Below are 22,211 nucleotides of genomic sequence, written 5' to 3'. Positions count from 1 at the left end.
GGCATGACCTGCGCCGGCGTTGCACTGGCTCCGCTGCACGCCACCGCACAAACCGATGCGCCACGCGAGCGTGTGTCGCTCGACGCGCAATGGCGCTTTCAGCGTGGCGACCCACCGGGAAATACGGTGATGCTCGATTACGATGCGCGTCCGCAGGTGCTGCGCAGTGAAGACGGCAAGGTGGCTGATGCACGCCCGGAGCAGGCGCAGCAGCTGCATCCATCGGCCAAGGACGTGCTCAAGCCGTGGATTCTGCCAACCGCCAATGCGTTCATTGCCGACCCGGCGCAACGGCATCGACGCCCGCCCGGCAATCCGGGCCATACCGTGGCATATGTGCAGCCGCACTTCGACGACAGCCGCTGGCAACCGGTGGACCTGCCGCACGACTGGGCCATCGCCGGGCCGTTCCTGGCCGATGGTCCTTACGGCGGCATGGGGCGCCTGCCCAGCTGGGGCATCGGCTGGTATCGCAAGACGCTGGACATTCCGGCCAGCGATCGCGGCCGCTCGCTGTTTCTCGATCTCGATGGCGCCATGTCCTATGCCACGGTCTGGCTCAACGGCCAGCTGGTCGGCGGCTGGCCTTACGGCTACAGCTCCTGGCGTGTGGATCTGACGCCGTATGCGCTTGTCGGTGCCCGCAACCAGCTTGCGATCCGTCTGGACAATCCACCGGACTCGGCGCGCTGGTATCCCGGTGGCGGGCTGTATCGCCATGTGTGGCTCACCAAGACCGCGCCGCTGCATGTCGCGCAGTGGGGCACGCAGCTCACCACGCCCCAGGTATCGGCGGCATCTGCACAGATCCACCTGGCTGTCACATTGGACAACGCCGCGCGCACTGCCGCGCAGGCGCAGGTCAGCACTGCCATCTACGTGCTCGACGCGGCAAGCGGCAACCCCAGCGGCGCGGCGGTCGCGCAGATTCCCGCAACGCAGATTGCCGTACCTGCCGGTGGCAGCGCCCGCGTGCAGGGGCGCGTGCAGATCGACGCACCACGCCTGTGGGGCCCACCGCCCACCCAGCAGCCGCATCGCTATGTCGCGGTGACCGAGGTGCGCCAGCAGGGGCAGGTGGTGGATCGCTATCGGACCCCGTTCGGTATCCGCAGCATCGTGTTCGATGCCGGCAAGGGTCTGCTGGTCAACGGCGAGCATGTGCCGATTCGTGGGGTGAACAACCATCACGACCTCGGCGCGCTCGGTGCTGCGTTCAATGTGCGCGCCGCCGAGCGCCAGCTGCAGTTGCTGCAGCAGATGGGCGCCAATGCCATCCGCATGAGCCATAACCCGCCCACGCCGGAGCTGCTGGAACTCACCGACCGCATGGGCCTGCTGGTGGTGGACGAGGTGTTCGACAGTTGGGAGATGAAGAAGACCCCGCTGGATTTCCATCTGGTGTTTGGGCAATGGCACGAGCCGGACCTGCGCGCGATGTTGCGGCGCGACCGCAACCATCCCTCGGTGATGCTGTGGAGTGTCGGCAACGAAGTCGGCGAGCAATACACCGGCGAGCAGGGCGCGGCGATCGCACGCACCCTGCATGCGATCGTGCATGACGAAGATCCATCGCGGCCGGCCACGGTGGCGATGAACTACGCCTCCCCGGACATGCCGCTACCGGCTGCGCTGGATGTCATCAGCCTCAACTACCAGGGCGAAGGCATCCGCGATACGCCGGAGTTCGAAGGCACCGAGCGCATCCGCAAGCAACCGCAATACCCGGCATTCCATACGAAGTTTCCGCACAAGGCCATCCTCAGCAGCGAGACCGCTTCGGCGTTGAGCAGCCGCGGCGTGTACCTGTTTCCGGTGACGCCGGACACCAGCGCGCCGGTGCGCGATGGGCGCGGCGGCGACTCGGTTGCGCATCAGGTCAGCGCCTACGAACTGCATGCGGTGGACTTCGGCTCCAGCGCCGACAAGGTGTTCGCCGCGCTGGACCGGCATCGGTATGTTGCCGGCGAATTCGTCTGGACCGGCTTCGATTATCTGGGCGAGCCCACGCCGTACTACAGCTCGCGCAGTTCGTATTCGGGCATCTTCGATCTGGCCGGTTTTCCCAAGGACCGCTACTGGCTGTACCAGTCGCGTTGGCGCCCTGATCTACCGATGGCGCATCTGCTGCCGCACTGGAGCTGGCCCGGTCGCGAGGGCCAGGTGACACCGGTGCATGTGTTCACCTCCGGCGATGAGGCCGAGCTGTTCGTCAATGGCGTCTCGCAGGGGCGCAAGCGCAAGGGCCCGCTGCAATACCGGTTGCGCTGGGACGAGGTGGTCTACCAGCCCGGCGAGCTGCGCGTGCAGGCGTACAAGGACGGCAAGCCATGGGCCAGCGGCCAGGTGCAGACCGCCGGCACCGCCGCGCGCATGCAGGTCACGCCCGACCGCAGCAGCATCCGTGGCGACGGCCGTGATCTGAGCTTCGTCACCGTGCGGCTGTTGGATCGCGATGGACGTCCTGCGCCCACTGCCGGCGACCGCCTGCGGTTCCGGATCGACGGCCCGGGCGAGCTGGTCGCAACCGACAACGGCGACCCCACCAACCTGGAGTCGTTCGGCTCGCCGCAACGCAATGCCTTCAACGGGCTGTGCCTGGCGATCGTGAGGGCGAAGGCGGGCGCACGCGGCACCATCACGCTGCATATCGAATCGGACAGCCTGGATGCCGCGCAGGCGCAGATCGTGGCGCAGTGATGGAGTGCGCATGACCTGTCGCTGCAGTCACTTACCCTGCAGCCAGCGTTAGAGACAAGGCCTGCCCAGACAGCAGGCGTGCTCGGGTGCGGACAAACTAGTCGGCCACGCCGTGACAAACCTCCCAGGAAAGCCGCCTGCCACGATGCTTGCGTGATGGAGGCGGCTTGAGCACGTGCGCCGCATGGCGCCGTCGAGGCACGCAGTTCGGTCCGGCCATGTCAAGGCAATGGTTGGGGGGCTCGCGCGCGCAACGAAAGCCCGCATTGCGAAATGCCGTAACGCAGCATCGACGTCACGGCTATGCCCGGTTAACACAAGAGCGTGACAGAGCCCAAAGTTGGCGCATTTACCGAATTGTTGACTTCGCTTTCCAGGACATCACTTCCTGGCGCCGCATGGGGGGCTCGGCGGTGCGAGGAAGATCGGTTGCTCCACCTCCATAAGGAACGGAAATGAAGAAGATCGGTTCAAGGTCAGTGCTTGTTGCCTGCATCATCGGAAGTGTGGCCAGCGCAGGGGCCGCGACCCAGAGCGCGGCCATCAACGCCGCCGGTCGCGCCGAGGCCCTGTCGTCCTGGGAAGCGACGATCCATCAGCAAGCGCCGTCGATGGAGGGTTGCTTCCGCTCGGCGTTCCCGAACAATGGCTGGCAGGCGACACGTTGTGCGGCGCCACCCAAGCTCGTGTCGGTGCCGCCGGCCGTCACCAATGGCAATGGCCGCACCACTACCGCGCGCAACGGTGGTTCCTTCACGGTCGGTAACGGCACCGACTACGCTGCACGCACCGGCAGGTCCACGCGCTCTGCCGTGGGCTCGTTCCCGAGCGTGAGCGGCGTGACCACCGGCGTGGCCGATTATTCGTTGCAGATCAATACCGACATCGCCAGTAATCCCAGCACCTGCTCGCAGTTCGGTTACTCCACGTGCCAGACCTGGGCGCAGTTCATCTACTCCACCGATGGTGACGGCGACGCCGGCAATGGCCGCACTCCGATCGCCTTCATCCAGGACTGGTTCTTTGCCGGTAGCGCCTCGCAGTACAACGCGGTCGGCTGCCCGTCCGGCTGGTATGCCTATCCCGACCAGAACGCCTGTTATCGCAATAGCGACGCAGTGGACGCACCGCTGGTGGCGGTGAAGAACATCGGTAGCATCAAGCTGACCGGCTCGGCGACCGCTGGTGGTGTGGACACCGTCTCGTTCTCGGTCAACGGCCAGGCCTATAGCGTGAACCAGCCCGCCTCGACGTTGAACATCAACAAGATCTGGCGGCAGTCCGAGTTCAATATCTTCGGCAATGGCAGCGTCAATCCGGTGGTGTCGTTCAATCGCGGCTCGAGCGTTACCGTGAACGTGGCCGTCAACGACGGCACGACCAATGCCCCGACGTGTCTGGGCAACGCCGGCACCACGTTCGAGCAGAACAACCTGACCCTCGGCAGCTGCACTGCCTCGGGCGGTTCGTCGCCGCGCATCAGCTTCACCCAAAGCAACTAACGCGTGCTCAACGCCCGGGAAGGCCCTGGCCTTCCCGGGCGTTTGTCGTTGTAGGACTTGCCAGCGGCCGCGTTGATCCCGCTCCGGCGCGCGACATCTATCATCTTCTGGCAACGCAGCCTGTCGCGGCCAGTGCCGCTGTGCATTGCGCAGTGCCGTGCCTGCATCTGTCATCGCGCGCGGGCACAGGCTGGGGCAGTAGGCCCCGCACAACGCAGGCGCGTTGATCGATGCTACTGCCAACGGTGCATCGATCTTCGCGCAATGATCGACGCGACTGCTGAGGCTTCGTGTCGCAGAGTCGCCGACGCGCCATGTCGCTCCGCAGCGGTTGGACTTGGAAGCAACGCCAACAGTGGTGCGCCCACTGGTACTCGCAACTGCCCGACGCCGTTGGGCACGGCTGTTGGCCGGCATGCATGTACCGATGCAGGTCGGCGCTGCCCGCGGAGACGCAAGCGGCTATGCTGCATCACCGCCGTCGTGGGCCGTAGGCAGACTGTGCCATGGCCTTGCGCATCCTTTGCGACACACGCTGCACTGCAGTGTCGTCCCTGCGCCCCGGTCAGTCGCCCGCGCCTTCCTCAACGAGCTGCCGCCATGTTTGCACGTCACCGGTTTTCCTTCTTGTTGCTGGTCGGCATGCTGGCTGGCAGCGCAACCGCCAGCGCTGCGCCGTCGGCGGTTGCCGCCTCTCCCTGTCCGGCACAGACGCTCAAGCAGGTCTATGCCGATGCCTTCCTGATCGGCACCGCCGTCAATGCCGAGATCGTGTCAGGCCACGACGCCGCGTCGGCGGCCTTGGTCGCCTGCCATTTCAATGCGCTCACGCCCGAGAACGTGATGAAGGCCGAAGTGGTGTCGCCGCGTCGCGGCGTCAACGATTTCACCGCCGCCGATGCCTTCGTCGATGAAGCGCGTGCGCAGCATATGTTCGTGGTCGGTCACACCCTGGTGTGGCACAACCAGACGCCGGACTGGTTCTTCACCACCGCCGATGGCCGGCCCAATACGCCAGCGCAGCAACTGGAGCGCATGCGCGAGCATATCGCGCTGGTGGCGGGCCGCTACGCCGGCAAGGTGCAGGGTTGGGACGTGGTCAATGAAATCATCGACGAAGACGGGCGCTACCGCGATACCAACTGGGTGCAGCGGGTCGGCGACGGCGACACCGTGGTGCGGAATGCCTTCACCTTTGCGCAGCGGTATGCACCGGATGCAGAGCTCTACTACAACGACTTCAATGCATGGCGGCCGAGCAAGCGCGACGGCATCGTGCGGATGGTCAAGATGCTGCAGCAGTCCGGCATCCGTATCGACGGCGTCGGCATGCAAGGGCACTGGGGCCTGGACTACCCCAGCCTGCGCGATATCGAGGACGCCATCGACGCATACGCCGCACTTGGCATCAAGGTCATGATCACCGAGCTCGACGTGGATGTGCTGCCGCTCACCAAGCAAGGCCAGATCATCGGCACCGGGCTTGCGCACAAGCAGTTCCAGCTGCCGGAATTCAAGCGCTTTCTCGATCCTTACCGCGATGGATTGCCGCCTGCCGTACAGGCGCAACTGCGCGATCGCTATGCGGAGCTGTTCGCGCTGTTCTGGCGCAAGCGCGACAAGCTTGCGCGCGTGAGCATCTGGGGTGTCAGCGACGGCATGTCGTGGAAGAACGATTACCCGGTGCCCGGCCGCACCAATTACCCGCTGCTGTTCGATCGCAATCACCGGCCCAAACCGGCCTTGGATGCGGTGCTGGCGGTGCCTGCGGCGGCTGGCGGGCGCTAGCGCGGTCGCCAGCGTGCGCAGCAGACCTGCACACGCATGATGGCATCATGGCTCGACTTCGTTACTGGACTGACCGATGCGCTTGCCGCCCTATCTGTTGTTGGCCGTTCCGCTGCTGGCGATCCTCGTCGCCTGCGCCAGGAAGGAGGTGCCCCCGCCGCGCTTTTCTGCGATCGGGCATCTGACAACTTTCGATCGCAGCTTCGGCGACGTGGTCGCCAGCGACGCGCGCATCGAGAAGCTCACCGAAGGCTTCACCTGGTCCGAAGGCCCGGCATGGGTGCGCAACGGTGGCTACCTGCTGTTTACCGATGTGCCAGAAAACAAGCTGTATCGCTGGTCCGAAGAGGCAGGGTTGTCGGTTTTGCTGTCGCCCTCCGGCTATACCGGTCCGGAACAGGCCACGCTGCGCGAGGCCGGTGCCAACGGGCTGTATGCCGAGCCCAATGGCACCGTATTGCTTGCCGATTCCGGTACCCGCATCGTTGCCAGGCTCGATCCGGCCACCCGCAAGAAGACGCCGCTGGCCACCAGCTTCGGCGGCAAGCGCTTCAATAGCCCCAACGACGTGGTGCGTCGTCGCGACGGCGTGGTGTTCTTCACCGACCCACCGTACGGCTTAAAGGATCTCAACGACTCGCCGGTCAAGCAATTGCGCTTCAATGGTGTGTACCGGCTGGATGTCGACGGCAGCGTGCATCTGCTGGACGACAGCCTGAGCTTCCCCAACGGTATCGCGCTGTCGCCCGATGAGCGCACCTTGTACGTGTCCAATTCCGATCCGGAACGACCGATCTGGATGGCCTACGCGCTGGATGCGCAAGGCGCCGTCACCGGCAAGCGCGTGTTCGCAGATGCGTCGGATCTGGTGGCAAAGGATGCGCCCGGCCTGCCCGACGGCATGGCGGTGTCCGCCGACGGCTACCTGTTCGCCACCGGCCCCGGTGGCGTTATCGTCTTCGATCCGGCCGGGCAGCGCCTGGGCCGTATCGAAACCGGTGAAGCCGTCTCCAACTGCGCGTTCGGCAACGACGGTCATACCCTCTACATGACCTCGCACGCGATGCTGACACGCGTGCGTGTCAAGTCGCTGGGATTGCAGTTTGCCCAGTAGCGTCTGTCGGGACCTCAGCTGATCCAGTCGCCGCTCCTGTAGGAGCGGCCCTGGCCGCGATGGAGCGTTACCGAGAGACCTGCATGACAGGTTGCTTTCCCTTCGGGCCAGGACTGCGATCGGGCTTGGATGCAGCCCACCTTGCCTAGCGTGTGGCTTCCGCCTCAGCCAACATCAACACATCATCCAGCTCAGGCCCGCCGCCGCGGTTACCGCTGCCCGCAGCGATGTACAGAGTGTCGCCGACGGCGGCAACTTGGGTGCCATGCCGCCCTTGCGGTAGTGCGTCCAGCGTTGCCCAGCTGGAACTGGTCGGATCGTAGGCTTCCACTTCGTCGTGCGCCTTGACCTGCCGCATGCTCTCGCCACCGATGATCAGCAGGCGGCCATTGTGTGCGATGGCGGCAGTGCCTGCGCGCTGCGTCGGCAGCGCGGCCGGTGCCACCGACCAGGTGCCGCGCGTGATGTCATACACATCGACTTCGGAAATCGTTTGCGCCAGGGTGTTGCCGCTTTCGTGTGCCGACCTGCGGCCACCGGCGGCATAGAGTTTTCCGTCAATCACCGCCGCATGGAAATGGTCGCGCGCATGCGGCGCATCGGCCAGCTGCGTCCATTGCTGCGTTCTGGTGTCGAACGCATCCAGCCATGGCACATAACCGCTCATATGGCCGCGCGTGTTGCCGCCGACCAGGTACAGCACGCCGTCGTGTTCCACCGCGCCGGCCGCGCCGCGGCGGCGATGCTTGGGAATCTCCGGCCCGACCTGCCAGTGGTCGGTGCGGGGATCGTAGATCAGCAGATTGCTCAGCGACGCTTCCTCGGGATAGTCGCCGGTAAAGCCGCCCACGAAATACAACTTGCCGGACGACACCACCGCCTGTGCGTGGCTCACCATCAGCGGCGGCGCACTGCCTTGCGACCAGCGGCGCGTGCGGGTGTCGAAGATCTCCAGCGGGCGCTGATCGCGTCCGCCGATCAGATACAGGCGGTCGCCGATGGCCACCAGGCTGTTTTCATGGCGCGCATGCGGTTGGTTGCGCGTGCTCAGGGCCTGCCACCGGGCAGACTGTTTCGACGGCGCCGATTTGGACAACGGCGCCTTGTCGGCGGCCTGCGCAAGCGCGGGGACAATGCCGATCGCGGCAGCGAGCAGGCCCGCGTGGAACGAGGTCTTCAACAGGCGCATGCAGCACTCTTGCGATAGCCGTGGCAGGCCAGTGTAGCGACACATGCACGGCGATTCAGCGTCCCAAGCAGGCTGATCTGCAGCTGCGTCCGGTGCGGTGGACGTCGCCGCCGACGCGCCCTTCGCGACAGCGCCGCCGCGCGCCGCGTGGCGTGCCTGCATGTCGCCGAGTCACATTCATCGCCGTGTGGTGTGCACGGCCAGTTGCCAGCCTCTTCACATGCAGCAGCACGGCGCATGCGAACACTACGGCAACTCGATGCAACCGGAGAAATTCGTGGCACGCACACCAGCAAAGCGGGCGATGTCTACAGTGCCGCCCAGGAATGTTGCCAACGCAGCGGCGCGCGGACTGCGCTTGCGTGAGCTGCACGGGCGCGGCGGTACCGCGATCGGCGTCGCGCGTGCACGCGATCTGTCGGCGCAGAAAACGCTTTCCACCCAGACCATTCGACGCATGCACGCCTATTTCGCGCGTCACAGCGTGGACAAGAACGGCAAGGGCTGGGCCGATCGTAGCGCGCCATCGGCTGGCTATATCGCCTGGCTGCTCTGGGGCGGCGATGCAGGTCAGCGCTGGGCGGCGCGGCTGTATCAGCGGCTGGAGGATGCAGCCAACGCGAAGACCGCGACAGGGAAGAGCAGCAGGGCCAGCAGCACGGCCGCTGCCGACGCCAGTGGTACGAAGACACGCACCGCCGGAAAGACCGCAGCAAAACGCACCGCACAGAAGACCGCCGCAAAGAAGGCCGCAAGAAAAACAACCGGAATGCCCTCCGCGAAGAAACCTGCGGCGAAAAAAAGCGCAGCCAGGAAAGCAGGGGCCGGTAGCGCGGCGACACCCACGTCCAGGTCTTCGACCGTTGCCCGCAAGACGACCGCCACGACGGCAGCGAAGAAGACCGCAGCAAAGAAGACCGCAGCAAAGAAGACCGCAGTCGGGAAAGCGACGGCGAAGAAAAGGGCGGTAGAAAAGACCGCGACAAAAAAGACAGCCGCTCGCCGGCCTTCGGCCAACAAGAGCGCCTCTGCACGCAGCACTGCGAAGAAGCGCGAGGGCAAGGCCTCGGCGCCATGGAAAAAACCGAACCCGAAGCGTGCCTCGCGCTCAAGTTCGCTTTCCCCAGCGCAGAAGACACAGGCCAGACAGCGTGCCAAGGCAGCAGGCCGGCCCTATCCCAACCTGGTCGACAACATGGCCGTGGCACGTAAGGGCAGCGCTGCCAAGCGGGCAAGCGGAGCGGGCGCTACGAAAAAAGCCGCCAAGCATTAGCCGCAACCGGGTGTGGGGAAGGCCGCCCCCCGGGTTGGCACAGGCGCTACGAGGCATGCCAACCCGGGCGGGCGTGACAGCAGACGACTGGGCCGGGCGATGCCGCCCGCCGTCACCGCGGCAGCGATCCGGACGATACGTCACCGCGTTCCCCACCATTTTCCGCTCCGTGGGCCGGTGCAGCGCTCGCCCGCAGCGGACGCTGCACCGGCGCCGACACGCGCTGCTACCGTGGGCCGTCATGGTGGCGCCGGGTCCCGGAGTCATGCGCTGGTGCTTCAAGCATGTCATGGCGACGCTTGAAGCAACGTCCCTGCTGCGTCGCCCGTCCACGCCAACGCGCCGGCAGGCTGCGCAAGGCGTCGGTGAAAGCTGTGCACGCATTGTCTATAGTAAGCAAGCTCGCCCGTGCAGCTGCGATCCGGAGTTCCGCAAGCGAACACGCGCACTCGCCTCATCCTGGACAAGGACGCCCGTGAAGCTTTTTCTACTCGTGTTATCGGCCCTGCTGTACGGGGTTGCGCTGTGCCTTCCTGCATTGCACGGCGGCAATGATCACCTGGGTGGGTTCGTCATCCTGCTGCTTGGCTGGATGCAGGTGGTCGATGGCCAGTGCGTGGCATGGATGAGCAATCCGTTGTTCTTCCTGGCGTGGCTGTGTTACTTCGTCAAGGTGGACAAGTTGGCGGCGGCGCTGTTGGTAGCGGCGTGCCTGATCGGGCTTGATACCCTCCGCGCAACCCGGTTCGACAAAAACGAGGCCGGCCATCAGGTCATGATCGACCACGTGGGTGCCGCGTTCTATGTGTGGGAGCTGAGCTTTGTGGTGCTGCTGGTGCTGGTGCTGATGCGCATTTTCAGCACATCCGGTGCCAGGCAGGGCGTCCGGGCATCGTGATCGAGCAGCAGACCAGGGTCGGCTGGACGGTGCTGCTATCTTTGACATCGAGACGGTATGCGGGTTCATCCCTATGTGGCGAATCATCGTGAATCGCAGGGCAGCCGTTGCAGTCACCGCGTTGGTGATCGCCTGCATTGCATCGAATCCGGAACTTGCAGCGGCTGTGCCATTGCTGGATATGCTGGGCATCGACGTATTCGCCTACCTGCTGGTCAGCCAGCTGGGCACCGTGCTGCTGCAGGGCCTGGCCCCGGCACTACGAGACACCTATACGCGATGGGGCCACAAGCTGGTGCGGCCATTGGGGTATGCAGTCAGCTCCTGCATCGGTGGATACTTGCGCCAGCTGAGCTGGTACACCCGGCAGCTGGGGCTAGCTGTGGTTACTGGTTGCGCGCGCATCTGAACGCTTCGTGTGGCCAGCAATGGCCGTCCCGGTTTGAATCCGATTACCACTTCAGACGAGTTGACGATGAACGCCAAGGCCAACACCGCTGACCAGACCATCCCGATCCTGCCCAGCCGCGCCATTGCGCAGACGCTGGCTTTCTACCGCCGGCTTGGCTTCGAGGGCGATGCGCATCCGCATGATGCCGGGTATGCGATTGTGCGGCGCGGCGATGTAGAGCTGCACTTCTTCGCGCACCCGGATCTGGATCCGGCGAGCTGCTACGCGGGTTGCTATCTGCGGGTGGGCGATGTCGATGCCATCCATGCAGCGATGCAGGCAGCGGCGCTCCCGGCCCGGGGAATTCCAAGGATCGACCCGGTGGGCGACAAGCCCTGGGGCATGCGCGAATTTGCGATCGTGGACGAGAGCGGCAATCTGCTGCGGATCGGGCAGGTCATCGCCAATCGCTGACACAGCCTGGAGCAGGCCAGTGCAAGCAACCTGCTACGGCAGCCAGTTGACACGCCGCCACCGGCATCATTGCAGCAGCATCGACAACAGCCACGTGCAAAGACAGACATAAACCAGCAATCCAAGACTTGCCGCCAGCGTGGTCCGCATGATCGCCGACTCCTGCCCCACCAACTTGACCGCAGCGGCGGCGATGGCAATCGATTGCGGCGAGACCAGCTTGGCCATCACGCCACCGGCGGTATTGGCCGCCACCAGCAACGGCGCAGACACGCCGATCTGTGCCGCCGTCACCGCCTGCAGATGGGCAAACAAGGTGTTGCTGTTGACCACCGAGCCGGTGATGAACACCCCCATCCAGCCGATCACCGGCGACAGCAGCGGAAACACGCCACCGGCCTGCGCCAGCGCCAGGCCGATGCTCGACGACGCGCCGGAATAGTTGGTGACATAGGCCACCGCCATTACCAGCGACACGGTGGCCAGCGGTCTCCACATCTCGCGCGCGGACTGGACCAACTCGCCAGTTGCCGAGCGCAGGTTCAAGCGCGGCGACAGCAGCACCGTGAGCACCGCAGCGATCAGGATTGCGGTTCCGGAAGCGTTGAGCCAACCGACATTCCACACCGCAGGCAGCGTACGCACGCTGGCCACCAATGGCGGCACTTCCTGCACGCGTTGATCGAGCAGGCCGATGGGCAGCTGCAATACCGTGGCGGCAAGCGCGCCGTCCGCGGCAAACAGCGCCTTGAACGCAGGCAGGCTCCATACCAGGATCGCGCCGGTGAGGATGTAGAACGGCGACCACGCACGCAGCACCTGGGCAAGCGCCCAGCGCTGGGCGGAGCACGGCGGTGCCTGCGCTTCGCGGTAGATGCGCCTGGGCCGCCAGAACCGCATGAACAGGGCCAGCCCGCCCATGCCGGCCAGCGGCCCGAGGATGTCCACCAGTTCCGGCCCAAGGAAGTACAAGGTCAGCGTCTGCACGCCACTGAACACCACGCCGACAAACAGCAGCACCGGCCAGGTCTCGCGCACGCCCCGCCAGCCATCGAGCATCGCCACCAGCCCTGCCGGCACCAGCAGTGCGCAGACCTGCACCAGCGCGATCAGCATCAGCGACATCTCGTCCAGGCGCACGCCGCCCTGCTGCGCGCCGACCAGCACCGGGATGCCGATCGCCCCATAAGCGCCCGCCGCGCCGTTGGCCAGCAGGCACAACATCGCCGCCTTGAGCGGACGGAAGCCCAGCTCCACCAGCAACGCCGCGCAGATCGCGATCGGCACGCCAAAACCGGCAGCGCCTTCCAGAAATCCGCCGAAGCAGAACGCGATCAGCAACACCTGGATGCGCTGGTCTTCGGACACCGTGGCGATGCTGCCGCGGATCACCTCGAACTTGCCGCTGCGGATCGCCAGCTTGTACAGCCATACCGCCATCAGCACGATGAAGCCGATCGGGAAGAGGCCGTTGGCAATGCCCAACAACGCGGCGCCCACGATGCTGGCCAGCGGCATGCCAAACACCAGCGACGACACCGCCACCGAGACCAGCACCGCCAGCGACGCGGCGGTGAGCCCCTTGAGCCGCAGCAGCGTCAGCGCCAGCAGGAAGAACAGCACCGGCAGCGCGGCGAGCAATGCCGAGAGGTTGGCGTTACCGAGCGGGTCGTAGAGTTGTTGCCACATGGTCGGACCTGCGCGGGAGTGAAAGGGAAACGCGGAGTCAGGCGCTGGGAACCAGGTTCGGGCAGGCCGTGCCTGCGGCGAAATGCGCCAGATTCTGCAGCGTGATCCCGGAGATCTCCTCAAGTGCTTCGGCAGTGAAAAAGCCCTGATGCCCGGTGACCAGCACATTGGGGAAGGTCATCAGACGCTGGAACACCTCGTCGTCGATGATCTCGCCGGAGCGGTCCTGAAAGAACAAGGCGCTTTCCTGTTCGTAGACATCGATGGCCAGATGACCGAGCTGGCGGGACTTGAGTGCACGGATCACCGCATCGGTATCCACCAGCCCACCGCGTGAGGTGTTGACCAGCATCGCGCCGGGCTTCATCGCTGTCAGCGCGGCATCGTCGATGAGGTGCTGGGTGACCGGCGTCAGCGGGCAGTGCAGCGATACGATATCGGCCTGTGCGAACAGCGCATCCAGTGCGACCCGCTCACCGAGCCCATCGAATCCCGGCGAGGGACAGGGATCGTAGCCGAGCATGCGGCAGCCCATGCCACGAAAGATCCGTGCGGTCGCAAGGCCGATCTTGCCCAGGCCCACAAGGCCGACCGTCTTGCCGTGCAAGGTGCGCCCAAGCAGGCCGTTGAGCATGAAGTTGCCCTCACGCACGCGGTTGTAGGCGCGGTGTGTCTGGCGGTTGAGCGTCATCACCAGTGCCAGGGTGTGCTCGGCCACCGCCTCGGGTGAGTAGGCCGGTACGCGTGCCACGAACAACTCCAGGGCCTTGGCTGCGGCGAGGTCGATGTTGTTGAAGCCGGCGCAGCGCAGCAGCACTGCGCGCACACCGATCGCGTGCAATGCCTGCAACACGGCCGCATCGAGCCGGTCGTTGACGAACACGCACACCACCTCGCAACCCTGTGCCAATGCTACGGTCTGCAGATCCAGCGATGCTTCGAAGTAAACGAACTCGGCTATGGAGTGCTCCCTCAAGCGCAGTTTCGCTTCGTCGAGAAATCGCTTGTCGTAAGGGCGCGTGCTGAAGACAGCCATTTTCATGCAGAGAACTCCATCGATACGGAAGTACAGTGACCCATCAGATGCCATGTGTCTGCCACTGACATTCGCCAATCAGTGCGGATGTGGCTAGCTCAAGCGGCGGCATGGACGTCAGCCTGACGGATAGAGTCTAAGCATGTCGCGCAACACTACGCGCATGCGCCGGTGTGCGCCGGTTTGGCGATGGAGTTGCACCTGTTGTCGATCGGCGATCAACACACCGCGCAGGTCACGGAGTCGGACGCGTCCGCTTGCTTTCGCCACGGCAACGGTCGGAGCAGTATTTCACCTCGTCCCACACGCGCTCCCATTTCTTGCGCCAACGGAACGGCCGCCCGCACTGCATGCAGGGTTTCTCAGGCAACTCGTGTTTCTTGCGCATGGCCATGCGGCGCGTGAGCCTAAGCGGAGGTGGGTGGGGGCGTAGATGAGGCCAAGCATGTCATGTCGCGCGGTGCAGTGCAGATGCCAGTGCAGGCAACAAGCTCTGTGTTACTGACGACACACGCGCAACGCGGCTTTGCTTCGTAGCTCCGCATCGAAACTCGCATCAAAACAGACACCTGTCCTCTCGCGTGCAGACGGCACAGGCAGCCTCCCTTCTCCAATCCGGACAAGCGCAAAAAGCGTTCCCTCTCCCGTGCAGGGAGAAGCAACGCAGGCGCCGTATCAGCGCACTCGACCCACGCGCGTCACTTTCGGCGCGATCTCACCGTAGGTACCGCAGGCGCCACGCGGCTGATCAACACCACGCCGCGTCCCACCGTGACCCGCAACGCATCGCCAACCGCGAAACCGCAGTGTTCCAGCCAACGGCCCGACAGCCGCAGCTTGGGTACTGCGCAGCCGACGACATCCTCGGCCCGCCGCACGTCGTAGTGCTGGCAGCTCATGGTGACCCGCTCGGGAATACGGAAGCCGGGCTTGCGCAAGGGCGGCGTGGGTGCTGGTGATGGATCTGCCGCCGACTCCGTGTCGGTCACGGCGCACACCGAGCTCTGCCTTGATCCGGTACGCGCGACAACAGAGCGCTTGGATCGCGATGCAGAGCGTGCATGGGCAGTCGCTTTGGGGCGGGTCATATCGAACTCCTTGTGCGATAGGAAGTCCGCCACCTCGCTGCTAAACAAGGGTGGCGAACGATGCGCGGTTAGCAGACCGGTCACAAGGAACCGGCAGACCTTGCGGTCTCCGCGCACCGCCCGCCGTAAAGCGAGCACGCCTGCCCACGCGACACGTCGGGCAAAAGAAAAGCGCCGACATCGTGCAATGGGCGCTGGTGCGCCTTGTGATTACGGGCTGCTAAACCCGGCTGCGGAATATGCCGCAGCAAGGAGATCTTGCTGCTCGCCACTGGAGCGAGTCAAGACAGGACGGCACAACGCTCAACCGATCTGTCGGATGTGGCGTATCGTTGCGCCCAGCGACGACTTCGTTCTCCCACTGCGAGAAAGCGATGACTTCCAGTGCCCAAATGCCAGACCGTACGATTCCGCTGCTACCGGCCCGCTCCATCGAGCGCACGCTCGCCTTCTACCGGCGGCTGGGCTTTGTCGGCGACGCGCATCCGCACGATGCGGGCTACGCGATCCTGACACGTGGGGAGGTGGAGCTGCATTTCTTCGTGCATCCGGACCTGGATCCTGCTGCCTGCTATGCGGGGTGCTACATCCGGGTTGGCGATGTCGATGCGGTCTACGCCGCCATGCATGCGGCGGACCTTCCGGTGCACGGCATCCCCCGGCTCGATCCTGTCGGCGACAAGCCCTGGGGAATGCGGGAATTTGCGCTTGTCGACGAGAACGGCAACCTGCTCAGGATTGGGCAGGTAATCGGTAAATAGGCACCCAATCGCCCGCTGGATCTGCGTGCCTGCATATCCGCAACAGGCCCTGGATCGGGTAGCTCAATGGGCGTGTTCTGCGCACTGCTGTCCGCCAATCGCCCGCTGCAGACGCCGGAGCTTGTTGTATGCGACGCCACAGGGCGATGCATCACCTCAAATCAATGGCCCGATGTATCTCTGCTGGTGTTGCATTGCCCAGCGCAGCGTAGGCAGCGTGCAGCGCCTGCACAAAACGCGCATTGCCAGAGAGCGACGCGAACACTGCATCCACGGCGAAAAATGCCGCTATGTCATGGCCGGCATCGCCGGTGGTCGAGCGGCCGATGTCGCTGAGGACATCGCTCAACGGATCGATCAAGGCGATGCCATTACGTGACTGCCTGCGCACGAACTGCAACCAGGCCGCTACCGGGATGCACAGCCGGTCGATCCGTCGCCCGGCATCCAATGCGTCGCCAATGACGCTGAGCAGGCGCACCGGAATCTTCTGCGAGCCATCCCAGGCGATCTGCGCGAGCAGGTGGCGGATGGCGGGGTTGCGGAAGCGGGCCAGGATAGCGTCGATGTATTGCTGCGGGTCGAAGCCTTGCATCGGTTGCAGGGTGGGGGCGATGTCCTCGCGCATCAGGGTTTCGACAAAGCTGGCCAGTGGCGGGTGACGCATGGCGTCGGCGACCGTTTCCAGACCGAGCAGGCTGCCGAGATAGGCGAGTGCGGAGTGCGGGCCGTTGAGCAGGCGCAGCTTGGTGCGTGCATAGCCGGCGATGTCGTCGCTGAGGATCACGCCGGCACGCTCGAAGGCGGGGCGGCCGTTGCAGAAGCGGTCTTCGATGACCCACTGGCTGTAGCGCTCGCGCTGGATCGGCCAGGCGTCGTGCAGGCTGGTTTGTGCTTGCACGCTTGCGCGTAGCGCGTCGTCGGTGGCGGGGGTGATGCTGTCGACCATCGAGCGTGGGAAGGTGGTGTGCCGGTCGATCCAATCCGCAAGCGCGGGATCGTTCTGCTGTGTGAGCAGCAACACTGCGCGGCGCAGCAGGCTGCCGTTGTCGGGCAGGTTGTCGCAGCTGAGCACGGTGAACGGCGCAAGACCTTGCTGCCTGCGCTGGTGCAGGCCGGCGACGAGATAGCCGATGGCGCTGCGCGGTGTGCCGGGGTGGGCGATGTCGTGCGCGATGTCCGGATGAGTGAGGTCGAGCGTGTCGCCAGCCAGGCAGTAGCCTTTTTCGGTGACGGTGAGGGTGACCAGGCGCACGGCGGGATCGGCCAGGCGTGCGAGCACGGCGGCTTGTTCGTCGGCGGCGCACAGCACCTCGCGGAGGGCGCCGATGATGCGCAGCTGCGGGTGCTCGTCGAGCAGGGCGAGGGTGTACAGGCCGTCCTGTGGGCGCAGCGCGTCGCGCACGCTCGGGCTGTGCAGGGAGACGGCACAGATGGCCCAGCGGGGATCGTCTGCGAGCAGGTCATCGATGTAGACGGTCTGGTGGGCGCGATGAAAGGCGCCTGCGCCTAGATGGACGATGCCGAGGGTGGTTGTCGCTGGATCGTAAGCGGGCGTTAAAAAAACCGCTGGCGTCAGGGTGGCAAGGGTATCGAGCGAAAGACGTGGGGCTTGCATCGTGGTGTCCGCGGACTAGGGATTTGGTGGAGTCGCCTGCGCCGTACCCTCACCCCAACCCCCGCTCCGCGCCCCGGCCCACGTCTTGCGACGCGGGCGCTCCAGGGCACGCGCGCCAGCGGCGCGCAAGCGGTGCCTCTTCGTCCCGGCGGGAGAGGGGCTTAGGGCAATCGCGGCCGGAGGGTCTGTTGGCAACGTCTGCAGAGCGAGGGGCCTTGAAGGGCGCTAGTTGCCGGTGACGTTGAAGCGTTGCCTGCTGCGGATGTCTGCGCTGGAAGCGCCGATCTGCACCTCGTAGGCGCCTGGATCTACCGCGTAGGCCTTGCGCTGCTCGTCGTAGATGCGCAGTGCGTCCTGCGCCTTGATGGTGAAGCGCACCTGGCGTTGTTCGCCAGGTTGCAGCGCGATGCGTTGGAAGCCGCGTAGCTCCTTGCCGGCGCGTTCGCGTTGCGGCTTGAGCGGATGCAGATACAGCTGCACCACTTCATCGCCGGCGCGTTGGCCGGTGTTCTTCAGCATGACCGTGGCCGTGAGCGTGCCGTCGGCGGCCACGGTGTTGCGGTCCAGCTGCAGATCCGAGTAGGCGAACTGCGTGTACGACAGCCCATGGCCGAACGGATACAGCGGCTTGCCGCCGAAGTAGCGATAGGTGCGCCCGCGCATGGCGTAGTCGTCGAAGGCGGGCAGGCGCTCGTCTTCCTTGTAGAACGTGATCGGCAAACGGCCGCCGGGACTGGCCTGGCCGAACAGCACATCGCCCACCGCGCTGCCGCCGCGTTGGCCTGGATACCACGCCAGCAGGATGGCGGGCACGTGTTGCTGCGCCCAGTCGACAGCCAGCGCCGAGCCGGTGGTCAGCACCGCCACCACCGGCGTGCCGGTGGCCTGCAGCGCCTGCAGCAATTCGCGTTGCGGTTTGGGCAGGCGGGTGTCGGTGCGGTCGCCCCCGGCAAAGCCGGGATAGTTGACGTCCATCTCTTCGCCTTCGACATCGCCGGTGAGGCCGCCGACGAACACCACCACTTCGGCGTTGCGTGCGGCGTCCACGGCCTCCTGCAGCGGCGGTTTGGCGCCGGGCATGCGCCAGGCCAGACGCACGCCGGCATCGCGGGTGGCCTCGTAATACTCCACACGCAGGTCGTAGGCCTTGCCGGCTTCCAGCGCCACGCTGGCATTGCCGCCGCGCATGCGTGGAGCGTCGCTCCAGTGATCGATCAGCAGCTTGCCGTCCAGATACAGGCGCACGCCATCGTCGGCGGCAATCTGCAGCTCGTAGCTGCCCGACACCGGCGGCAGCAACTGGCCATGCCAGCGCACGCTGAAGTCGTCCTTGGCCAGCGCACGGTCTGCCTGCAGTTCACCACGGCCCACCGCATCGTCGGTGGGTGCGTTGCGGTCCCAGCGGAAGGCGATGCGTGGGTCGATGCGGGTCAACACCGGCGTGCCGGCCAATGCGCGGCCTTTGAAGTATTCACCAGTGAGGCCGTTCTGCTTGGCATCTGCCGCGGGGCGCAGATAGCGCGTGTCGATCGGTGCGGCGGCGTTGGGGTCTTCGCGTCCCTCCACCAGGTCGCTGCCGCGCGCGTAGACCACCTGCGCCTGCGGTGCGGCATCGCGAATGCCTTGCAGGATGGTGACCGGCGCAGCCGGGGTGCCGTAGTAATTGCCCAGCAGCGACATCGGGTCGTCGGCGGTGGGGCCGATCACGGCAATGCGCTTGAGCGTGGATTTGAGCGGCAGCAGGCCGTCGTTCTTCAGCAGCACCAGCGATTCGCGTGCGGTGCGGCGCGCCAGTGCATCGTGCTGCGGCGATTGATTGATTGATGCGGGAATCTGCGCCCACGGCACCTTGGCCGGCGGGTCGAACATGCCCAGGCGCATGCGCGTGGTCATCAGGCGCTTGAGTGCGGTGTCGATGCTGGCTTCGTCGATCAAGCCGGCACGCACCGCCTTGGGCAACGCGGCATAGGTGTCGCCGCAATCCAGGTCGGTGCCGTGCTTGACGCCGAGTGCGGCGGCGGCCTCGGGCGTGGGCACGATCTTGTGGTTCTGCCAGATGTCGCGGATGGCGGCGCAGTCGCTGACGATGTAGCCATCGAAGCCCCACTCGCGGCGCAGGATGCCTTCCAGCCGCGTGCTGGCCGAGGCGGATTCGCCGTTGACACGATTGTAGGCGCCCATCACCGCGGCGACCTTGCCTTCCTGCACCAGGGCCTGGAAAGCAGGCAGATAGGTTTCGTGCAGATCGCGCTCGCTCGGGTGCACATCGAAGTGATGACGGTCGGCCTCCGGCCCGCTGTGCACCGCGAAGTGCTTGGCGGTGGCATCGAGCTTGCGATACGGCCCCTGCTGGGCCTGCAGGCCCTGCACGAAGGTCACCCCCATGCGCGCGGTCAGGAACGGGTCTTCGCCATAGGTTTCCTGCCCGCGGCCCCAGCGCGGGTCGCGGAAGATGTTGATGTTGGGCGACCAGAAGGTGAGCCCCTGATAGCGCTTGTGCTCGCCGCGCGCCAGGAACGCGTGGTGCTTGGCGCGCGCTTCGTCGCCGATGGCGGTGGCCACCTCGGCCATCAGCGGGGTGTCGAAGGTCGCTGCCAGCCCGATCGCCTGCGGAAACACGGTGGCGCCGCCAGCACGCGCCACGCCGTGCAGCGCTTCGTTCCACCAATCGTATTCGGGCACCTGCAGGCGCGGGATCGCCGGGGCGGCGTTCTGCATCTGCGCGGCCTTTTCGTCCAATGTCATGCGCGACACCAAGTCGGCGGCGCGCGTTTCGAACGGCAGTTGGGTGTCCAGATACGGCGGCGGTGGCGGTGCCGCCGCCTGCGATGAGCCGGCGGCAAGGGCAGTGGCCAGCAGGCCGGCAGCCAGGATGCGGCGCGGGCCGGGAGCGAAACGGGCAGGGTGCGAAAGCATGGTCAGTCCTCCTTGGTGCGGTCTGGTTGCAACCGGGCGAAGGGCCCGATCATGCTGCCGACGAAGCCGCCGGCCTGTGCGGTGCTGAGCAAGCCGGCGTCGTCGTCGCGGCGTAGCGATTGCCAGCCGGCACCGGTAGCGTCGTAGTCGAAGCTGTAGGCGCCGCCATCGCCGCTGATCTGCAGGCGCAACTGCGTTGTAGTGGCCGGGATGCGGGTGCGCGCCAGCGTGGTGGTGGTGGCGCCGTCGCGCTTGTCGACAAACACCTCCAGTGCGGCGCCGTCGCGGCGCACGCCCAGCGCATACCACGCGTTGGCGTTCTGGAACGCGGCCAGCCCGGCCTGCACGCCGGCCTGGGTGGGTACCGCCAGCGCGGTGCTGGCGTGAAAGCGCGTGTGTTGCTGGCGACGCGCAAGAAAGGCCGGCGTGCCGTTACCTTCCAGCCCCAGCGTTGTCGCATGCAAGGTCAACCAGCCGGCACGTGCTTGCGTGTCAGCTACCGCGCGTTCGGGCACGCGCAGGGTGAGCCATTCGCGTTGCAAGGTGGTGGCAGTGAAATCGTCGTGCCAGCTGAAGTTCCCTGACAGCGGCGCCTGATCGACAAGCGTCTTGGCCCGGGCAGGTGCGCTGACGATGTACGGAATCGGTTTGCCCGCAGGCAGGATCGACGGCCAGCCATCGCGCCACTGCACCGGCAACAGGAAGGTTTCGCGCCCGGTGTTGTAGCGATCGCCGGAATACGGCCGGCTGGCCAGAAACACTGCCCACCATTGTCCGTCCGGTGCTTCGACAAAATCCGCGTGACCGGCATTGCTGACCGGATGTGCGCGCTCGGCCGGCAGATCGCGCTGGGTGAGGATGGGATTGTGCGGCGAAGGCGCGTACGGCCCCCACAGGTTGCGGCTGCGTAACACCACCTGCGAGTGTTGCGGCCCGGTGCCGCCTTCGGCGCACGACAGGTAGTACCAGCCGTCGCGTTGATACAGGTGCGGGCCCTCGATCCAGATCGGCTTGCTGGCCAGATCCACACCGCCGTTGAGCAGCACCTTGCGCGGGCCGGTCGGTTGGTTGGTGGCGATGTCGAAGCGCTGCATCCAGATCGCGCGGTGGCCTTCGTACAACGGCGTGCCTTCCGGCGGACCGTTGTTGAGCAGATACGCGCTGCCATCGGTATCGAAGAACAGCGAGGGGTCGATGCCGTCGATGCTGGGCAGCCACGTCAACGCCGACCACGGCCCGGACGCACGCTCGGCGCTGGCGATGAAGTTGCCACCGCTGTCCACCGAGGTGCCGACCACGTAGAAGCGCCCGTCGTGATGCCGAATGCTGGCGGCGAACATGCCGCGCGACACGCCCAGGCCGTCGTAGTTCAGCTGCTCGCGCCGTTCGACCACATTGCCGACCTGCGTCCAGTGCACCAGGTCGGTACTTTCGAACACCGGCAGTGCCGGGAAATAGGCGAACGTGGAATTGACCAGGTAATAGCGCTCGCCGACGCGGGTGATGCTGGGGTCCGGATAGAAGCCGGCCAGGATCGGGTTGCGGTATTGACCGGGCGCCAGCGGCGTGGCGAACACCGCATCGTCGCCGCGATAGTCGAACCAGTCGAAGGCGACCTCGGCCTGCGCTTGCGCTTGCGCCGTCGCGGGTGCGAGCACTGCGATGACGGTGGCCACGACCATGTAGCGAGCCAGCAGCACAGAAACGCATGTGACACGCAAAAGCAAGCGCTTCGGCGCCGCGTGCGCAGACTGGCCAAGCCAGCATGATCGCC

General features: G+C 65.5%; 17 protein-coding genes. 9 read left to right on the top strand and 8 right to left on the bottom strand.

The features are described 5' to 3' along the window. Window positions 1–3 precede the first annotated feature (3 nt). From galB to VZ068_RS21020, 4 genes are all read left to right on the top strand, one after another. On the top strand, window positions 4–2,700 hold the full coding sequence (galB, locus tag VZ068_RS21035; protein ID WP_349657778.1) for a beta-galactosidase GalB: 2,697 nt from the start codon (window positions 4–6) through the stop codon (window positions 2,698–2,700). A 455-nt stretch (window positions 2,701–3,155) separates the two neighbouring features. After that, entirely contained in the window at window positions 3,156–4,202 is a 1,047-nt protein-coding gene (locus VZ068_RS21030; protein WP_349656397.1) for a hypothetical protein, read from the top strand. A 642-nt stretch (window positions 4,203–4,844) separates the two neighbouring features. Beyond that, complete coding sequence (locus VZ068_RS21025; RefSeq protein WP_349657777.1) at window positions 4,845–5,990, top strand: endo-1,4-beta-xylanase; 1,146 nt, start codon at window positions 4,845–4,847, stop codon at window positions 5,988–5,990. 76 nt (window positions 5,991–6,066) lie between these two features. Then, a complete protein-coding gene (locus VZ068_RS21020; RefSeq protein ID WP_349656396.1) occupies window positions 6,067–7,104 on the top strand; it encodes an SMP-30/gluconolactonase/LRE family protein in 1,038 nt (345 codons plus the stop codon). Between the two features lie 145 nt (window positions 7,105–7,249). Here VZ068_RS21020 and VZ068_RS21015 read toward each other — a convergent pair whose 3' ends face one another. Continuing rightward, window positions 7,250–8,293: a kelch repeat-containing protein gene (locus VZ068_RS21015; RefSeq protein WP_349656395.1), complete on the bottom strand. Its 1,044-nt coding sequence runs from the start codon at window positions 8,291–8,293 to the stop codon at window positions 7,250–7,252. Window positions 8,294–8,513: 220 nt separating this feature from the next. On the opposite strand from VZ068_RS21015, the gene VZ068_RS21010 reads away from it, so the two are divergent. The 4 genes from VZ068_RS21010 to VZ068_RS20995 all read left to right on the top strand — a co-directional run bounded on the left by VZ068_RS21010 (window position 8,514) and on the right by VZ068_RS20995 (window position 11,329). Next, entirely contained in the window at window positions 8,514–9,566 is a 1,053-nt protein-coding gene (locus VZ068_RS21010) for a DNA-binding protein (protein WP_349656394.1), read from the top strand. 475 nt (window positions 9,567–10,041) lie between these two features. Beyond that, window positions 10,042–10,464, top strand: a complete 423-nt coding sequence (locus VZ068_RS21005; RefSeq protein ID WP_349657776.1) for a hypothetical protein — start codon at window positions 10,042–10,044, stop codon at window positions 10,462–10,464. 88 nt (window positions 10,465–10,552) lie between these two features. After that, the gene (locus VZ068_RS21000; RefSeq protein ID WP_349656393.1) at window positions 10,553–10,873 is read left to right on the top strand and encodes a hypothetical protein; all 321 of its coding nucleotides are present in this window, start codon (window positions 10,553–10,555) and stop codon (window positions 10,871–10,873) included. Between the two features lie 66 nt (window positions 10,874–10,939). Continuing rightward, window positions 10,940–11,329, top strand: a complete 390-nt coding sequence (locus VZ068_RS20995) for a VOC family protein (RefSeq protein WP_259159938.1) — start codon at window positions 10,940–10,942, stop codon at window positions 11,327–11,329. A 66-nt stretch (window positions 11,330–11,395) separates the two neighbouring features. Here VZ068_RS20995 and VZ068_RS20990 read toward each other — a convergent pair whose 3' ends face one another. The 4 genes from VZ068_RS20990 to VZ068_RS20975 form a co-directional block, all read right to left on the bottom strand. Continuing rightward, entirely contained in the window at window positions 11,396–13,018 is a 1,623-nt protein-coding gene (locus VZ068_RS20990) for a lactate permease LctP family transporter (protein WP_349656392.1), read from the bottom strand. A gap of 37 nt (window positions 13,019–13,055) precedes the next feature. Next, entirely contained in the window at window positions 13,056–14,060 is a 1,005-nt protein-coding gene (locus VZ068_RS20985) for a 2-hydroxyacid dehydrogenase (protein WP_349656391.1), read from the bottom strand. 229 nt (window positions 14,061–14,289) lie between these two features. Beyond that, window positions 14,290–14,448 (bottom strand): DUF2256 domain-containing protein, encoded by a 159-nt coding sequence (locus tag VZ068_RS20980; RefSeq protein WP_172454289.1) that lies wholly within the window; start codon window positions 14,446–14,448, stop codon window positions 14,290–14,292. Window positions 14,449–14,752: 304 nt separating this feature from the next. Then, window positions 14,753–15,043 carry a SymE family type I addiction module toxin gene (locus VZ068_RS20975; protein ID WP_259167293.1) on the bottom strand — a complete coding sequence of 97 codons (291 nt, stop codon included), beginning with the start codon at window positions 15,041–15,043 and terminating at the stop codon, window positions 14,753–14,755. Between the two features lie 473 nt (window positions 15,044–15,516). Here VZ068_RS20975 and VZ068_RS20970 point away from each other — a divergent pair, with 473 nt between their 5' ends. After that, the gene (locus tag VZ068_RS20970; RefSeq protein WP_349656390.1) at window positions 15,517–15,903 is read left to right on the top strand and encodes a VOC family protein; all 387 of its coding nucleotides are present in this window, start codon (window positions 15,517–15,519) and stop codon (window positions 15,901–15,903) included. Between the two features lie 151 nt (window positions 15,904–16,054). On the opposite strand, the gene VZ068_RS20965 is transcribed toward VZ068_RS20970, so the two are convergent. The 3 genes from VZ068_RS20965 to VZ068_RS20955 form a co-directional block, all read right to left on the bottom strand. After that, a complete protein-coding gene (locus tag VZ068_RS20965) occupies window positions 16,055–17,521 on the bottom strand; it encodes a mannitol dehydrogenase family protein (RefSeq protein ID WP_349656389.1) in 1,467 nt (488 codons plus the stop codon). 225 nt (window positions 17,522–17,746) lie between these two features. Continuing rightward, window positions 17,747–20,437, bottom strand: a complete 2,691-nt coding sequence (locus VZ068_RS20960) for a glycoside hydrolase family 3 C-terminal domain-containing protein (protein WP_349656388.1) — start codon at window positions 20,435–20,437, stop codon at window positions 17,747–17,749. A 2-nt stretch (window positions 20,438–20,439) separates the two neighbouring features. Next, complete coding sequence (locus tag VZ068_RS20955; protein ID WP_349657775.1) at window positions 20,440–22,113, bottom strand: glycoside hydrolase family 43 protein; 1,674 nt, start codon at window positions 22,111–22,113, stop codon at window positions 20,440–20,442. Window positions 22,114–22,211 lie beyond the last annotated feature (98 nt).

Source organism: Xanthomonas sp. 10-10, from assembly GCF_040182365.1.
In the GTDB taxonomy this organism is placed as follows: Bacteria; Pseudomonadota; Gammaproteobacteria; order Xanthomonadales; family Xanthomonadaceae; genus Xanthomonas; species Xanthomonas arboricola_F.
The sequence above is the reverse complement of the archived record's forward strand: the minus strand, read 5'-3'. Positions and strand labels throughout refer to the sequence as shown.

Coding starts and splice junctions, on each gene's coding strand:
- VZ068_RS20960 (WP_349656388.1), bottom strand. CDS start 20,437: ATGCTTTCGCACCCTGCCCGTTTCGCTCCCGGCCCGCGCCGCATCCTG.
- VZ068_RS20970 (WP_349656390.1), top strand. CDS start 15,517: ATGACTTCCAGTGCCCAAATGCCAGACCGTACGATTCCGCTGCTACCG.
- VZ068_RS20980 (WP_172454289.1), bottom strand. CDS start 14,448: ATGGCCATGCGCAAGAAACACGAGTTGCCTGAGAAACCCTGCATGCAG.
- VZ068_RS21020 (WP_349656396.1), top strand. CDS start 6,067: ATGCGCTTGCCGCCCTATCTGTTGTTGGCCGTTCCGCTGCTGGCGATC.
- VZ068_RS20995 (WP_259159938.1), top strand. CDS start 10,940: ATGAACGCCAAGGCCAACACCGCTGACCAGACCATCCCGATCCTGCCC.
- VZ068_RS21025 (WP_349657777.1), top strand. CDS start 4,845: ATGCTGGCTGGCAGCGCAACCGCCAGCGCTGCGCCGTCGGCGGTTGCC.
- VZ068_RS20985 (WP_349656391.1), bottom strand. CDS start 14,060: ATGAAAATGGCTGTCTTCAGCACGCGCCCTTACGACAAGCGATTTCTC.
- VZ068_RS21010 (WP_349656394.1), top strand. CDS start 8,514: ATGCAGCAGCACGGCGCATGCGAACACTACGGCAACTCGATGCAACCG.
- VZ068_RS20965 (WP_349656389.1), bottom strand. CDS start 17,521: ATGCAAGCCCCACGTCTTTCGCTCGATACCCTTGCCACCCTGACGCCA.
- galB (WP_349657778.1), top strand. CDS start 4: ATGACCTGCGCCGGCGTTGCACTGGCTCCGCTGCACGCCACCGCACAA.
- VZ068_RS20990 (WP_349656392.1), bottom strand. CDS start 13,018: ATGTGGCAACAACTCTACGACCCGCTCGGTAACGCCAACCTCTCGGCA.
- VZ068_RS21015 (WP_349656395.1), bottom strand. CDS start 8,293: ATGCGCCTGTTGAAGACCTCGTTCCACGCGGGCCTGCTCGCTGCCGCG.
- VZ068_RS21030 (WP_349656397.1), top strand. CDS start 3,156: ATGAAGAAGATCGGTTCAAGGTCAGTGCTTGTTGCCTGCATCATCGGA.